Here is a 14,629-nt window from a genome sequence, read left to right on the forward strand (position 1 = left end):
TCCTCCCGCAACCCGCCGGCCGCCGTTGGTGTGACCCCGCCGCTCTTCCCGCGGGCAGCCGCACCGGCTGCCCCCAATTACCCCCGGCCTTTTCGAGCGGCAATGGCCAGATTGGCGGACTGGCTTTCCTCTTCGACCTCGACGCCCGTGAGGGAAGGGTAAAACCGGACGTCTTCGAATCCCGTCCGGACGAGCACATCCCGGAACTGTTCCTCCGTATAGGCTTCACTGGTCATCGCATGGCGGGTCACTGCTCCCGTTTCGGCGTCCACGATGAAAAAGCGCTGCGTTGCCGCCAGCCCGTCGGCGTTCCAGAAGCTTTCGGTCAGGCAGAGATGCGGGCGGTCCGAGAACAGGCCGCCGCCTTCGCCGCAGGCGTACCAGGAGCTTCCCGCCTGGCCCTGTTTCATGACTGTGTCGAACCTCTGCGGTTCAAGCAGCAGCAAGCCGTCCGGGGCAAGGGCCGAGAGGGCCTTTTCGAGGATCCGGCGCGCGTCGCTTCTCCGGAAGACGTTGAGCTGGCCGAAGATCATCATGACCAGGCCGTACCCGCCGCCGTAATCCGCTGTCCGCACGTCCTCCAGCCGGTAGCGGCAATCCAGGCCCTCCCGCACCGCAGTGTCCCGGGCATAGCGGATCGGCTCGGGGGCGTAGTCGATGCCGACGCATGCATGCCCCAGCCTTGCCAGGCGGCTCGTGTACAGCCCGGGCCCGCAGGCCAGCTCCAGGATCCGCGTTTCCCTGCCGCCCAGCAGCACGCTGTGGATCCAGCCGACCTGCCGGTCGATGATGTCGAAACGGCGGCTGGCCAGGTTGTGCTCCTGGGAGAGATGCTCCGCCAGCATGCGCCGGCTGAAATCCGGGTCGTTCCAGGGGATGTTCTCTCCCTCGGCCCAGGAAAGGGGAGGAATCGTTCGATCGATGATCGTTTTGAGGTTCATGGTCTTTGTCCTCGGTCATGACATGGACCGGTGACGCGGCTGCTTGCCCGGCTGCCGTCCGGGAGTCGCCGCCGGCCCCAGTCCTGCGCTCCGCAAGAACCGGATTCGCTTCAGGACTTTCCCGGAGGTTCCCCGCGCAGGTACCGCCGCCTCAGCTCTTCGGGAAACTTCTCGATGGCGTACCGGAGCATTGTCCGCGGCATGATCCGGCAATGAACCTTCAGAAACGTCTCTTCCGCCGCCCGGTCGCGCTTGCCGATCTCCCGGAGCATCCAGCCGACGGCCTTTTGGATCAGATCCTCCCGGTCCCGGAGGAGCCGTTCGGCAATGTGCAGCGTCTCGGCGAACTCCCCCCGCTTGATGAAGTGGAAGGTCGCCATGACGGCGATCCTCCGGTCCCAGAGCAGCCCGGACGCCGACAGGGCATGAAGCGGCGCGCGGCTGCGCTCCAGGAGGTGACGGCCTACGATGTGCCCGGCCGAGGCGTCGACCAGGTCCCAGCTGTTGATGAACCGCGTGTGCTCCAGGTACAGGCGGTAGATCCGTTCCCGCGCTGCGGCGTCTCCCCGGTCATAGGCGCCGACCAGGATGAGAAGCGCCAGGAGCCTCGCCTCGTGGATGGGGGAATGGAGCAGATCGACGGCCTCCGGCAGGGGGAGATCCCCGTACTCCCGGGCGAGTTTCCGGATCTCCGGGACGTAGAGGCCGATGAAAACGTCCCCTTCGCCGTACTCCCCTTTGGCCGTCTTGAAAAACCGCTGCAGGATACGGACCCTTTCCGGGTTGCCCAGCGTCTGCAGCCGGCCTTGGATGTCGGCAGCCTTCAAAGGACAATCCTTTCCCGATGCTTCTTGTCCGGAACAACGTGCTGCGGCCGAGGCGGCATATTTACTTTTTGGCGGCAATCAGGGCGGCCCCGAAAAACATGAACGTGGCCCCGCCCAGCCGGTTGATGGCCCGTCCGCCCCGCTCGGAGGTGAGCCAGCGCCGGGCCGTGCCGGCAAACAGCGCGTACAGGCAGTGGATGACGACGACCAGGGAGCTGTACGTCAGGACCTGGACGGCGAACTGGGTCCAGTAGTTCTTCGAGAGGTCGATGAACTGGGGAAAGATGGAAAGGAAAAAGAAGATCACCTTGGGATTCGTGAGCTGCAGGGACAGCCCCTCCAGGAAACGCCTGCCGAACCCGGCCCCGCGGGACGCCTGCTCCTGGAAGCGCATCGCCGGAGCGCGCCAGAGCCGGATGCCCAGGTAGAAAAGGTAGGCGGCCCCGATAAACTTGAGGATCGTGAAGGCCAGGGCGGAGGCGGCCAGCAGGATCCCCAGGCTCGTCGCCGAAATGGCGGCGACCGCGAGGGCGCCCACGGAGATGCCGAGAATTCCGCCGAAGGTCCCCTTCATGCCGTAGCGAAGGGAGTTGGTGAGGGTCATGACGACGCCCGGCCCCGGGCTGAGCACGGTCAGCGCGGCCACGAGCAGGAAGAGCGGATAGAGCGTCAAGGGGGTCCTCCGTAATGAAATGTTCGTATGGCTACACGATTTTCATCACAAAAGGCAACCCCTTCCATTGCCAGCAGGGTGTGCTTCATGCCGAGGCCGCCCTGGTAGCCCCCCAGAGAGCCGTCGGAGCGGATCGCCCGATGGCATGGGATGACCAAGGGAAAGGGATTCGTTGCCAGGGCCGTGCCGACGGCGCGGGCACCCTTCGGGTTTCCCAGGTGCCTGGCGATGAGGCTGTACGTGCTGACGCTTCCCCTGGGGATCGCATATTCGGCGAGCAGGACGCTCCGCTGGAAGGGGGAGCAGAGATCGAGGCGGACCGCCTCGAGAGAGAACCGGATGTCCTCGCCGTTCAGAAGCGATTCGATGCGGTCGAGGAGGCCGTCAACTTCCAGGCAGGAAGAGGGGACGGCATTCGGGGAGATCACACTGACCGCCTGCCCCGCCGGATTGGCCGGCCGGGAGATCAGGATGCGACGGACTTCGGGCCTGCCTCTCGCGGCGGACCAGAGGACGGCCACGGGGCCGAAGGGAGTCACGCGAAGATGGAAGAAGGGCGGATCATTCATGGGCGGGTGCGTTCACCGAAAGAGACGTGCATCATGGAAGATTTGCGGAACCGGTGTCTGCTATCGCAGCCTCTTCACCATCCGGTAGTGGCTTTTCACGCCCCGCTCCTCCAGCGGAAGAACGCGGCTCTCGGAGAGGATCTCCATCCCCAGCCGCCGGTAAAACCGGACCGCCGGGTTGTCGCCGGCCACGTCGAGGTGGCAGGCGTCATACCCTCGCTCGCGGGCGCGGTCGAACGCGCCGGTCAGCAGCCTTTCGCCGAGGCCTTTTCCCTGCTCCGCGGGATCTGTCGCCAGAAAAAGTACGTAATAGGCGCGATTCGGGATCGGGGGCGTGAGATACCGGATGTACCCGACGATTTCCAGGTAATGCCGGAATTCCCCGGGTGCCAGGATCTCCGGGGTCCGCTTCATCATGTTGGGGATCATCCGGTCCTGCCTTTCCCGGTCGTATCCGACTTCCAGGCCGGCGATCCTGCCGCTGGCGACGGCGACCGTGGCGTTGGAGTGACTGTACAGGCTCTCCTCCTCTTTCCACATGGCGGTGAAGAAGCGGAGGAAGCGGTCGAAATCGTTTTCGAAGAGGCAGTCCCAGAGATGCGGATCTGTGCTGTAGATGAGCCGGGATGCGGCCTGGGCGTGCTCGGGACCGGCCGGCATGAGCGCGAGGGGATGCGGGTTCGTTTCCATGACCGGCTTTTTTACACTTCTTTCATCGCCTGGTCCAGATCCGCTATCAGGTCGTCCGCATCTTCAATCCCGACGGAGAGCCGCAGGAGCGAGTCGGATATGCCGATCCTCCGGCGCTCCTCCGGGGAGATCTTCGCATGGGAGGTCTCGGCGGGGGCGCAGATCAGCGTCTCCACGCCACCCAGGCTGACGGCCGGGCGGATGATCTGGAGGCGGCGCAGGACCGAGGAGGCGGAGACGATCCGCTCGTCCAGTTCGAAGGACAGCATGGCCCCGAATCCCGTCATCTGGGACCGGGCGATTTCATGTCCCGGCGAGTCCGGCAGGCCGGGATAGTTCACGCGGAACACGGATGCATGGGCGGACAGATACGCGGCGATGCGGGCGGCGTTCGCCGTCTGGCGTTCGACCCGGAGGGCCAGCGTCTTCAGGCTCCGTTCGAGGAGGTAGCACATCATGGCGTTCAGGCTGCCTCCCAGGTGGCGGGCAGCAGCGCGGATTTTCGAGGCATGGGGTCGCGAGGTGAGGGCGGCGCCGCAGCTCAGGTCGCTGTGGCCGCCCAGGTACTTGGTCCCGCTGTGGACGACCACGTCGATTCCGAGCGGCAGGGGGCACTGGTTCACCGGCGTGGCGAAGGTGTTGTCGAGGACCGTGACGATGCCCAATTCCCGGCCGATCTGTGCCACCCGCCGGATGTCGATGATCCCCAGCAGGGGGTTCGTGGGCGACTCGATCACGATGACCTTCGTCTGCGGAGTCACGGCATCCGCGACCGCCGCGGCGTCCGTGGCTGCGAAGGAATGGCGGATCCCCAGCCGGTCGAACATGTCCGTGGCGAAGGTGTGGGTTCCACCATACAGCTCGTCCATCATGATGACATGGTCCCCCGCTCCGGCGAAGGCGAGGATCGCCGAGCTGACGGCGGCCATGCCGGAGCTGAACAGGACGCCGTCTTCCGCGCCTTCCAGCGCGCACAGCTTGCGGACCACGGCGTCCTGGTTCGGTGTGTTGAAGTAGCGGGGGTAAGGGATGTCGTCCCGGTCCAGGTATTCGAACGAGGAGGACATGAAAATCGGCGTGTTGACGCCTCGTGTCGCAGCGTCGCGGTATGTGCCGCCGTGAACGCAGATGGTTTCCTTCTTCATGCTTCCTGCTCCTTGCAAAGGGTTGATCTGCAGCCGGGGCACCGGTGGCGCGGTAGGCCGCCGGCATTCCCCGGCCGGTACTTCACTTGTCGGACGATTCGTCGAAAAACGCTTCGCAGTGGCGATTCCCTTCGGTCCCGGTGACCGACACCCATCCGCCCGCCTTGGCCGGGAATCCCAGACACACAAAGCTTTGCGGTTTCATGTCGTGGATCATGAACTTGACGGTGCTGTCTCTCTTCCCTTCCCTGTTGCAGTCCTTGTTCTTCCAGTTGCAGCAGACGTGGTCTCCGGGCTGGACGCCCCACCATTCTGCGCACCTTTCCATTTTGCAGCCGTCCGTTTCCTTCACGTGGATCGGCCGGTCCGTATTGTTATAGACACAAAATGCACCCGCGCTCCCAGCCATCAGACAAAAACCGAACACGGACAGAAGCAATACCGTTAAAACGAGACGCGTCTTTTTCTTCATGGCAAACGATTCTCCTTGGAATAGATTCTTCAGCATGAACATTCGATGCACGAAACCGGCCTGTCGAGCATGTCGTTTTTTCCTCGTTGCCCGGACACTCATTGGTCGTCACCGTCTTTGTCCCAGGATTCATCAAAGTACGCTTCACACTTATATCCATGCTTTTTATTACCGGTTACCGACAGCCATCCACCCGCCTTAACGGGAAAGTCGACACAAACGTTAATCATGTCCACCTGCGTGAACGCGACAAGGAACTTGACGGTACTGTCTTTCTTCCCTTTCGTGTTGCAGTCCTTGTTTTTCCAGTTGCAGCAGGCATGGTCTCCCGGGTTGATTCGTTTTATAAATTCCTTGAACTTCTTTCCACCATGAGTTTCCTGGACCTGAAATTCCAAGTCCGTATTGTTATAGACGCAGAAGGCATCTGCGCCTTTTGCCGTCAGGCATAGGAAAATTGCCGAAACGAACCATACCGCAAAAAAGGCCGACAGCCTCTTTTTACACATGACGATCCCTCTCCTTTCTTTGATTTGACCGGTTGAACATCCGCTGCGTGAGATCGATTTTCCGCTGTCCCGCAAGTTCGGGTCCCTTTTGCCTAAATATTGCCTCTATGGCTGCTTCGTTCCTGTTTTCATGCAGCCTGCTCCTCCGGAGTCTGTATCCGGGATCGGGGATGAGGCGGCGCGTGACGCCGCCGGCATACCCCGGTATGGCGGATCTCCTTGTGTCATTTCTTTTCAGATGGTTCTTTGGATGGCTCCTCGTCAGCATTGTCCTTTTCAGACGACTCATCGAAGAACGCTTCACATTGATAACCCTTGTGAATGTTACCGCTTATCGATAGCCAGCCGCCCGCCTTGATTGGAAAGTCTGCGCAGGGCGTGAAATAAAATACAAATCTTGCGTAATCGACATTAAACTTTACCGTACTGTCCCTCTTTCCTTTCTTGTTGCAGTCCTTGTTTTTCCAGTTGCAGCAGGCATGGTCGCCAGAACTGATGAACTTGTCGAAGCCTCTGCCGATTTCGAAGCCGTAGCTTTGCATTGCATGCATTTGCCTGTCCGAGTTGTTATAGATACAAAATGCACCTGCCCGCTCCGTCATCAGAAAAACAAACAGTGCCGAAAAAATCCATACCGCAAACAAAGCCGCCCTCTTCTTTTTGCACATGCCGCTCCTTCTCCTTTCTTTGATTTGTCCGGTTGAACATCCGCTGCCTGAGCTCGAGTTTCCGCTGTCCCGCAAATCCGGGTCTTCATGGCCTCTATTGCTGTTTCGTTTCGATTCCGACGCTTTTCAGGAAAGCGATCAATTTGTCGCCGCTGATGCCGGAGGAGATGTGGAGGTCAATCCAGGTGTCCTCCCGGACGCAGCCGGCCCGCAGATTGAACTGGACCCATTCCGGCTTTGCTTTGGGGAACATGGAATAGGTCATGACGTCCCAGGGGCCGATTTTCCGGGTGGTAATGTTTTCGACGAGGACAGGACCGAGATGGGAGAGTTTGTCCCTGATCATGGCGAAGTATTTTTCTCTGCCTTCGAATGCCCCGTCCGGCTCGAACCAGCCGGAAAGGATGATTCCGCTGCCGCCCCCGTCGAAATAGAAATACCCGGGGTGATCGGGGCCGCCTCCCCCTCCGGCCGGCTTGTCCGGCATCAGGCCGTCTTGGGGAAAGCTCAGGACGATCCGGCTGGAGGGAGCGGTCAGCACATACCTGCTGTCTTTCTTGCCGATCTGCACGGCTTGCCGTGATGCCCCCGCATCCCCGCGGTCCTCGTTTTCCTTGCAGACGGCGCCGCCCACCATGGCCAGTCCGGCGGAGACAATGGCCTCCCGATCTTCGTTGGCCAGGATCGTGAAATGCATGAGCACGTTCCCGGTCCCGGCTATCCCCTGGGTCATGTATTTGTATCCGCCCTCCTCCGGAGCCCGGTCCGTTGCGGAAAAGTAGTAACCGGTTGCGGAGGTCCCCTCCAGTTTGCGAATATCGATTCTGTCTTCTATGGCCCCGGATTTGATCTCCTCGGTGCGCTTCTGAACCCGCCTGTACAGGGCGTCAGCGCCGGGGGGCGACATGCCCCTGCCGGGGGGCCAGTGAGGCGTCACCAGGATGTTGAAGGGTATGCCGCTTTTCGGCTTGAAAGAGATCGTCGGCTCCGGGCGATCCCTGGTTTGGGAAACCTCTGCTTTCCAGTCCGCAGGCACGTGAAACTGAAGGACCCCGAAATCGGACAGGGGGTAACTGCGAAGGACCGTCTCCTCTGCCTGCGACGCGGCCGGGCCTGAAAACAGGAGGATGAGGATTCCAAGGCATAGCGCGTAAAAGGCTTTTTTCATGATTTCCTTTCTCCGGCCATGGCACCGGGGGCCGTGAAGCCTGTTTTTCTGCAATGATTTGGCTGACTGCTCACGGTCAGTATTCAAGGAAAATTCTGAAGGATCAACAGGGAAAATCGCTTAAATATCAATAGGTAATATGCGGTTGAAAATTAGCGGGACCACAGTTATTGTGCGGACTCCGTCAAATGAGATAAATCGATCCGAAGATTTGTGATTTTAAAAAAAGTGGAAGCAGGACCCGATATTTCGGGCGGGTCCGGAAAGATGCGAAACACGGCCATGATTCTCCGCTGCCTCGGGCTGCCGCGACACCAATCATGAGCAGAGCCCCGTCTACCCGTAGTGCCGACCGGAGCCGCCTGGTCATCCTCGCGGCGGGCTGCGCGGCCTTCATGAACATCCTCGACGGGACCGTCGTCAACGTATCGCTGCCGTCGGTCGTGCGCGACCTGGGGGTAGACACCGACGTCGGCGTCTGGATTATCCTGGCCTATTCCGTCACGCTGGCGGGAACGGTCCTGGCGTTCGGCAAGCTGGCCGACCGGCTCGGGATGGGCCGCGTCATGACCTGGGGATATCTCCTGTTCACGGGCAGCTCTCTCCTCTGTGGGCTTGCCCCCACCGCGACGGTCCTCGTGGCCGGGCGGCTCCTGCAGGGGATCGGCGGCGGGATGCTCTCCGCCACGTCGCTCGGCGCCGTCGGCAGCTACCTCCCCCCGGAGCGCCGGGGGTGGGGCATCGGCATCGTCAGCGCCGCGTCGGCACTCGGCGCCATGCTGGGAGCGCCGCTCGGGGGAATCCTTTCGGAAACGGCGGGATGGCGGTGGATCTTCCTGGTGAATCTCCCCGTCGGTCTGTTTGCCTGGTACATCGTTTCCTTCCGGTTCCCCCGGGATGCGAAAACCGTGTCAGGCCGGAACCGGAGGATGATCGGCATCGATCCGGCAAGCGTCCTTCTCAGCGTGATCGCCCTCGGAAGCCTGCTCTACGGGATTTCCCGAGGGCCCGAAGACGGCTGGCTCTCCCCGCCGGTGCTGGGGAGCGTTCTCTCCGGTGTCGTTTTCTTCGTTGCCTTTCTGTTCCGGGAGCGCCGGAGCCCGGATCCGCTCCTGGACTGGGGCCTCTTTCGCGATCGCCGCTTCCTGGCCGCCAACCTGGCGAATTTCTTCACGTCCATGCTCGTTGCGGGAGTGAACTTCCTGTTCCCCTTTTATCTCATTTACGTGCAGGGCCTGGGCCAGGCGGCGACGGGAGCGGTCCTGATTTTCTTCAGCGGCGTTTATGTGCTGGTGAGCCCGGTGGCGGGCAGGCTGTCGGACCGGATCGGGGTGCGGCTTCTGACGACGGGAGGCATGGTCCTGGCGGCGGGCGGGCTCTTCGTCTTCACGTGCCTGGCCGGTGCCCCGTCCATGGCGGCCCCCGTCGTCCTCCTGGTTCTCCTGGGGGTTGCCTACGGCTCGTACCTCTCGCCGAACAACCGGCAGATCCTGAACCTGGCGCCGCCGGAAGGGCAGGGAAGCGCGTCCGGCGTTCTGCGCCTGCTGTTCTACCTCGGGCAGCCGCTGGGGGTGGCCCTGGCGGAGGCGGTGCTCCGGGACGGCCTCCCGGAGACGGTTGAATCGATCTCCCGGTGGCGCGCCCTGCCGATGGCAGAGCTGACCACGGCCTTTCAAGGCGGATTTATCGTCTGTGCTGCCGTGGCGGCCCTTTCCGCGTGCTGCTCCCTCTTTTCCTCCGGGGGAGGGAAAACGCCCCGGCCATAATCCGAAACTCCGCGGGTCCCGGGCATCCCGGATGTCCTTCCCGTCCGGATCTTGCCTTCCGCCGCGTCAGGCCTTCGCCTGGACCAGCGGCTCCACTTCCAGGGCTTCCCGCAGGCTCTCATTGGCCTTTCGCAGCTTCTCCTCCGGGGCGAACACCGCGACGGACGACCGGTCCATCGATTCGGCCAGGAATTCCTCTGCCGCCGCCTGCAGCGTCTCCGGCGTCATGTCCAGGATCCGCCGCCTGAGGGCGCGCCGGTCGTCGTCGGTCACGCCTGCGATGCGGCGGATCAGCGCCGTGTGAGCCTTTCCCGACGGATCCGTCGGGCGGTCCAGGAGGCCGATCGTGCCGATGACGGCCTTCTCCAGTTCCTCCGGGTCGATCCCCCGCCGGATTTCGTCGGGCACGCCGTCGTAGACGTCCAGGGTTTCGACGAGATGGGGATCCCGGTAGGACAGGAGGGAGAACAGCCCATTCATCGAGTCGTAGCCGCACATACCCCCGTACGCCCCGCCCTGGACGCGGATCCGCTTGTAGAGATAGCCGCTCGACAGGTAACGGGCCAGGACCAGGAGGGCCGCCGCCTGCGGGTCCCCGTGGACCGGCGCCGGCAGGACCCGGGCCACGTAATTCACGTCGGCGGGGATGGCGACGCCCGGCCGCGACGGCTTCAGGGCTGTCTCGAAGGGAGCCGACGCCTTTCCTGCAGGGAGATCCGTGATGAGGGCACCCAGTTCCGCCGAGAGGATAGCGAGCCCTTCCCGGTCGGCGGCCAGGTCGACAGTCAGGCCCGCCCGGCGGAACACCGCCGTTTTCAGTCCGGCCAGGGTTCCCTGCAGGCGTTCCGCCTCCTTCTCCAGGGATTCGGCCGTCCGGGCGGCGAAACGGAGCTGGGAGCGCCCGTGCCACTGCTCATCCCGCCAGGCCGGCAGGCTGAGAGACGCCGCCGCCGCCATTTTGGCAAAGGAGTGTCCCGAGGGGATGACCGCCGCCTGGAGGCGGTTCTTCTTCTCCAGGATCAGGTCCCGCATGCGGGTCCGGTCGTCCAGGTCGCCCGCCAGGAGGAGATCCTTCAGGATCGCCAGGGCGTCCGGGACATTCCGGTAAAGGGATTTCCCCTCGACGATCAGTTTCTGCCAGGTCCCTTCCCCCTTCCGTCCGAAGCCTGCCGAGAGGGAGAAGCGGAGACCGCCCGTCTTCAGGGCGATCCGTTTGGCCATCTCCTCGTAGGATCGGCTCGCGGCGCCCATGTTGAGGGTCAGCTTCCCAAGGAGGGGCAGGAGGGGCTGGAGGTCTTCCGGTACGTCCGAGATGTCGAAGGCCAGGGACCAGTACGCGATCCCGTTGGTGTAAAGATCGTGCCGCAGGGTCGGGACGCCCGACAGCAGGGAATCTTCCGTCGGGATAAATTCCGGTTCCGCGGGAATGTCCGCGACCTTGAGCCTGGGCAGGGTCGCCGCCGCTTCGGGCGGGTCCGGCTCCGACTGGTAGCGCCGCAGGTCCTCCGCCTCCCGCCGGATCCGCTCCATGTCGCCGTCGGACAGGGCCGCGCGCAGCCGCTCCATCCGTTCCCGAAAGGCTGACTCCCGCTCCTCCTGCACGGTCGCGCTCGGTTCGAGGACGGCCAGGAGTCGATGGGGGTTCTCGATCAGCCACGTCCGGGCGGTCTTCTCGAAGAGGCGGGGATCCGCCTCCCATCTCCGGCGGATACCGCTGATGATGGCCGGGAAATTCAGGCCCGCCAGGGGATCGCCCCCGTACAGCCAGCCGTGGAAGGCCCGTCCCATCAGCGTGATTCCGTAGGGGTACGTTTTTCTTTTGATTTCCCGTCCGTGAAACTCCACCTGGTGCAGGGTTCCCTCGATCAGCTCCCGGTCGAACCCCTTCTCCGTTTCGGTCTCCAGGGTTTCCAGGATGAGCTTTTCGATCCCGGCGGCCTTTTCCGGGTCCGTTCCCCGGAGGCCCGTGGAGAAGAAGGTCTGTTTCAGGTCCCGCTCCATGCCCGTCACGGGCGACAGGTCCTCGCCGAGGCCCGAATCGACAAGGGCCTTCCTAAGCGGCCCCGCGGCGCTGCCCACGAGGATTCCCGCCACGATCTCCAGGAGCACGGCCGTCTCGGAATCCCGGCTGTCGGAGAGCATCCAGGCGATGTTGACGGTGGTCTTCCGCTCCCGGGGCTCGTCCTTGCCGACGGGGTAGAAGGCCCGGACCGACCGGGGCTCCGTCCAGCGCTCCTGCCCGGGGATCTCCTCCGCGGCCTCCGTCCGCTCCGCGTCTTCGAGGATCGTCTTCAGGAAGGCCAGGTGCTCCTGCGGCGGGATGTCGCCGTAGAGGAAGAAGAAGGCGTTCGACGGGGCGTAGCGGGCCCGATGGAACGCCCGGAACTGCTCATAGGTCAGGGAGGGGATCACATCGGGGCTGCCGCCGGAGTCGTGGACGTAGGGTGTCGCCGGGTACAGGTTCTCCTGGATGGCCTTGTACAGCAGCGACTCCGGGGAGGAATAGGCCCCCTTCATCTCGTTGAAGACGATGCCCGAGACGGTCAGGCCGCCGGCGGGGTTGTCCGGATCCGCCGGCTCCAGGTGGTGCCCCTCCTGCCGGAAGGTCTCCGGGAGCAGGCGGGGATGGAACACCAGGTCCGCGTAAACCCGGGCCAGGTTGTAAAAGTCCGCCGGGGTCTGGCTGGCCACGGGATAGACCGTCTTGTCGGGATAGGTGAAGGCGTTGATGAAGGTCTGCAGCGAGCCCTTCATCAGCTCGTTGAAGGCGTCCTTCACGGGATAGGTCCGCGAGCCTGCCAGGACGGAGTGCTCCAGGATGTGCGGGAGGCCCGTCGAGTCCGCCGGAGGTGTGGGGAAGGCGACGGCGATGAGGTTTTCCCGGTCCCGGCTGTGGAGGTGTAGGACCCGGGCCCCCGTCTTCTCGTGCTCCATCAGGTAGGCGGTGACGCGGATGTCCTCGACGGGCTCCACGCGGTGCACGCGGAATCCTTCGTGAATGTCGCCCGTTGCAAGGACCGGCGCGGGACTGCTGTTTTGATCGGACATGGCTGCCTCCCGAATTGCATGGATTTCACGAAGGCTCTCTATAGCCTACCTCCGGATGTGGCGCAACGGCCGGAAAAAATCTCTTGACAGGGAAAAGGGGAAAGAGTATCCAACCAAACAGTTTAACCAACCGGTTAGTTTTAACGTTCGGTTGTCTCGGGGTTCCCAGGAAGATTGACGGAGGTGAACCATGGAGGAAGCGACCCGCAGCGACAAGTCGGGAGACACGGTGGAACGGATCCTGCGCGCCGCCGCCGAGGTCTTTGCTGAATCGGGATTCCCCGGGGCCCGGGTCGACGAGATCGCCCGGCGCGCCGGCGTTAACAAGGCCATGTTGTATTATCACGTGGGCGACAAGAAGGACCTCTACGAGGCGGTCATCCGGAGCATCATCGTCGAAACGGCGGCGCGTCTCGAGGAGGAGATCCGGCAGGCCCAAAGCCCGGAAGACAAGATGCGGATCTACATGCGCCGGTTCGCCGACACCCTGGACCGGAATCCCCTCATGCCGCCCATCATGATGCGGGAGCTCGCGTCGGGCGGGAATACGCTGCCCCCGTCGGCGCTGGAAGGCGTGGCACGGGTGATAACGCTCATCGGCGGCATCCTGGACGAGGGGGTCGCGAAGGGGGCCTTCCGGCCCATCAACCCCTTTCTCGTCCACATGATGGTGGCGGGGGCCTTTATTGTCTACAAGGTGGCGGCGCCGGTCCGGGAGCGGGCGGAATTCATCCCCGAGGAGGTCCGCCGGATGCCGCCGGAGATTACCGGCTCCGTTCTCGGAGACGTCGAGGAAATGGTTTTGAGGGCCATCAGGAAATAAGGAGGGTGTACCATGAGAAGAGAATCAATCCTTTTGTCCACGATCCTGTCCGGGCTGCTCCTGCTTTCGGGAGGCCCGTCCTGCCTTGCGGCGGAGAAGATGACGCTTCAGGAGAGCATCGACATCGCCCTGAAGCAGAGCCTGATCGTCCATTCGGCCCGGGAGGGTGTAGCCGGTGCCCGGGCCCAGGAGCGGGAGGCCTTCACGGGATTCCTGCCGAAGTTCTCGACGTCTTACGGCTACACCCGCCTCAACGAGGACCCCGGCATGACCGTCACTGGCCTCGGCTCCTTCACGACGGGGACCCGGGACAACTACACCTGGGCCACGGAGGTCCGGCAGCCCCTCTTCGCCGGCGGAGGGATCGTGGCGAACTGGCGCGCCGGCAGGCTCGGCGCGGAGATCGCCCGCTCGGACGAGCAGGCCGCCGTCAATGACCTCGTCCTGGACGTCAAGACGGCCTACTTCAACGTCCTCAAGGCGCAGCGCCTCGTGGAGGCGGCCCGGCAGGCGGTGGAGCTGCTGCAGGCCCACCGGAACATGGCAAAGGACTTCTTCGACGTGGGCATGGTTCCCAAGAACGACGTCCTCCGGGCCGAGGTGGAGCTGGCCAACGGGACGTACAACCTGACGAAGGTGGAGAACGCTCTCGAGATGACCCGGGCGAACTTCAACACCGTCCTGCGCCGGGACGTCAATGAGCCGGTCGTCCTGGAGGATGTTCCGGATCTCCGGCCCGTCGACGGATCCCTGGCGGACGTCCGGAAGCAGGCCCTGGAAGGGCGTCCGGAAATCAAGTCCTACGCCATGAAGACCGAGCAGGCAGACCGGTACGTGGACGCGGCCCGGAGCGAATTCTTTCCCACCATCAGTGCCGTCGGCCACTACGAGCGCTTCGGCGATACCCCGGGGGTGTCCGGGAGCCCCTACCAGGATGCCGAAAGCTGGTATGTCGGGGGAATGCTGAGCTGGAACTTCTGGGAATGGGGCCGCACGAAGTACCGGGTGGATGCCGTGAAGAGCCGCCGGAACCAGGCGCAGAACGCCCTGGAGGGCCTGAAAGACCAGGTCACCCTGGAGGTCAAGAACGCCTGGCTCCAGCTCGAAGAGGCGCGGAAGCAGGTGGGGGTGACGAAGAAGGCCATCGAGCAGGCGGAGGAGAACTTCCGCATGAGCCAGGAGCGCTATCGCGAACAGGTCGGGACGGCCACGGAGGTGCTGGATGCTCAGACGCTCCTGACCCGGGCCCGGTCCGACCATGCCGGCGCCCTGGCGGATTACCACATCAGCCTGGCCCGGCTGGAGCGGGCCACGGGCCGCCGATAGGCGG

At 63.3% G+C, this 14,629-nt stretch carries 14 protein-coding genes; 3 read left to right on the top strand and 11 right to left on the bottom strand.

All coding sequences use genetic code 11. The annotated features are described in order from the left end of the window. Positions 1-77: 77 nt before the first annotated feature. From PLO63_09630 to PLO63_09675, 10 genes are all read right to left on the bottom strand, one after another. The gene (locus tag PLO63_09630; protein HOI74393.1) at positions 78-941 is read right to left on the bottom strand and encodes a class I SAM-dependent methyltransferase; all 864 of its coding nucleotides are present in this window, start codon (positions 939-941) and stop codon (positions 78-80) included. A 110-nt stretch (positions 942-1,051) separates the two neighbouring features. Beyond that, entirely contained in the window at positions 1,052-1,768 is a 717-nt protein-coding gene (locus PLO63_09635; GenBank protein ID HOI74394.1) for a DNA alkylation repair protein, read from the bottom strand. A 61-nt stretch (positions 1,769-1,829) separates the two neighbouring features. Beyond that, a complete protein-coding gene (locus tag PLO63_09640) occupies positions 1,830-2,441 on the bottom strand; it encodes a LysE family translocator (GenBank protein ID HOI74395.1) in 612 nt (203 codons plus the stop codon). Beyond that, the gene (locus PLO63_09645; GenBank protein HOI74396.1) at positions 2,438-3,010 is read right to left on the bottom strand and encodes a methylated-DNA--[protein]-cysteine S-methyltransferase; all 573 of its coding nucleotides are present in this window, start codon (positions 3,008-3,010) and stop codon (positions 2,438-2,440) included. Before PLO63_09645 ends, PLO63_09640 begins: the two co-directional genes overlap by 4 nt. Positions 3,011-3,070: 60 nt before the next feature. Then, on the bottom strand, positions 3,071-3,700 hold the full coding sequence (locus PLO63_09650) for a GNAT family N-acetyltransferase (protein HOI74397.1): 630 nt from the start codon (positions 3,698-3,700) through the stop codon (positions 3,071-3,073). 11 nt (positions 3,701-3,711) lie between these two features. After that, positions 3,712-4,845, bottom strand: a complete 1,134-nt coding sequence (locus PLO63_09655; protein ID HOI74398.1) for a PLP-dependent aspartate aminotransferase family protein — start codon at positions 4,843-4,845, stop codon at positions 3,712-3,714. A gap of 82 nt (positions 4,846-4,927) precedes the next feature. Continuing rightward, entirely contained in the window at positions 4,928-5,317 is a 390-nt protein-coding gene (locus tag PLO63_09660; GenBank protein HOI74399.1) for a hypothetical protein, read from the bottom strand. Positions 5,318-5,415: 98 nt separating this feature from the next. Then, positions 5,416-5,826, bottom strand: coding sequence for a hypothetical protein (locus PLO63_09665; protein HOI74400.1), 411 nt, complete (start codon positions 5,824-5,826; stop codon positions 5,416-5,418). 224 nt (positions 5,827-6,050) lie between these two features. Then, a complete protein-coding gene (locus tag PLO63_09670) occupies positions 6,051-6,494 on the bottom strand; it encodes a hypothetical protein (protein HOI74401.1) in 444 nt (147 codons plus the stop codon). A gap of 94 nt (positions 6,495-6,588) precedes the next feature. Further along, entirely contained in the window at positions 6,589-7,662 is a 1,074-nt protein-coding gene (locus tag PLO63_09675) for a hypothetical protein (GenBank protein HOI74402.1), read from the bottom strand. A gap of 320 nt (positions 7,663-7,982) precedes the next feature. Here PLO63_09675 and PLO63_09680 point away from each other — a divergent pair, with 320 nt between their 5' ends. Further along, a complete protein-coding gene (locus PLO63_09680) occupies positions 7,983-9,428 on the top strand; it encodes a DHA2 family efflux MFS transporter permease subunit (GenBank protein HOI74403.1) in 1,446 nt (481 codons plus the stop codon). A 66-nt stretch (positions 9,429-9,494) separates the two neighbouring features. Here PLO63_09680 and PLO63_09685 read toward each other — a convergent pair whose 3' ends face one another. Then, entirely contained in the window at positions 9,495-12,476 is a 2,982-nt protein-coding gene (locus PLO63_09685; GenBank protein HOI74404.1) for an insulinase family protein, read from the bottom strand. Positions 12,477-12,666: 190 nt separating this feature from the next. Here PLO63_09685 and PLO63_09690 point away from each other — a divergent pair, with 190 nt between their 5' ends. Together PLO63_09690 and PLO63_09695 are read left to right on the top strand one after the other, a co-directional pair. Then, entirely contained in the window at positions 12,667-13,299 is a 633-nt protein-coding gene (locus tag PLO63_09690; protein ID HOI74405.1) for a TetR/AcrR family transcriptional regulator, read from the top strand. A 12-nt stretch (positions 13,300-13,311) separates the two neighbouring features. After that, positions 13,312-14,625, top strand: coding sequence for a TolC family protein (locus PLO63_09695; GenBank protein ID HOI74406.1), 1,314 nt, complete (start codon positions 13,312-13,314; stop codon positions 14,623-14,625). The last annotated feature ends 4 nt before the right edge of the window (positions 14,626-14,629 follow it).

The sequence above is a fragment of the Syntrophales bacterium genome, assembly GCA_035363115.1.
In the GTDB taxonomy this organism is placed as follows: Bacteria; Desulfobacterota; Syntrophia; order Syntrophales; family PHBD01; genus PHBD01.

What these genes read in the sequence shown, in the direction of transcription:
- PLO63_09630 (HOI74393.1), bottom strand. Translation starts at nt 941, where the DNA reads ATGAACCTCAAAACGATCATCGATCGAACGATTCCTCCCCTTTCCTGG.
- PLO63_09645 (HOI74396.1), bottom strand. Translation starts at nt 3,010, where the DNA reads ATGAATGATCCGCCCTTCTTCCATCTTCGCGTGACTCCCTTCGGCCCC.
- PLO63_09650 (HOI74397.1), bottom strand. Translation starts at nt 3,700, where the DNA reads ATGGAAACGAACCCGCATCCCCTCGCGCTCATGCCGGCCGGTCCCGAG.
- PLO63_09655 (HOI74398.1), bottom strand. Translation starts at nt 4,845, where the DNA reads ATGAAGAAGGAAACCATCTGCGTTCACGGCGGCACATACCGCGACGCT.
- PLO63_09660 (HOI74399.1), bottom strand. Translation starts at nt 5,317, where the DNA reads ATGAAGAAAAAGACGCGTCTCGTTTTAACGGTATTGCTTCTGTCCGTG.
- PLO63_09665 (HOI74400.1), bottom strand. Translation starts at nt 5,826, where the DNA reads ATGTGTAAAAAGAGGCTGTCGGCCTTTTTTGCGGTATGGTTCGTTTCG.
- PLO63_09670 (HOI74401.1), bottom strand. Translation starts at nt 6,494, where the DNA reads ATGTGCAAAAAGAAGAGGGCGGCTTTGTTTGCGGTATGGATTTTTTCG.
- PLO63_09675 (HOI74402.1), bottom strand. Translation starts at nt 7,662, where the DNA reads ATGAAAAAAGCCTTTTACGCGCTATGCCTTGGAATCCTCATCCTCCTG.
- PLO63_09680 (HOI74403.1), top strand. Translation starts at nt 7,983, where the DNA reads ATGAGCAGAGCCCCGTCTACCCGTAGTGCCGACCGGAGCCGCCTGGTC.
- PLO63_09685 (HOI74404.1), bottom strand. Translation starts at nt 12,476, where the DNA reads ATGTCCGATCAAAACAGCAGTCCCGCGCCGGTCCTTGCAACGGGCGAC.
- PLO63_09690 (HOI74405.1), top strand. Translation starts at nt 12,667, where the DNA reads ATGGAGGAAGCGACCCGCAGCGACAAGTCGGGAGACACGGTGGAACGG.
- PLO63_09695 (HOI74406.1), top strand. Translation starts at nt 13,312, where the DNA reads ATGAGAAGAGAATCAATCCTTTTGTCCACGATCCTGTCCGGGCTGCTC.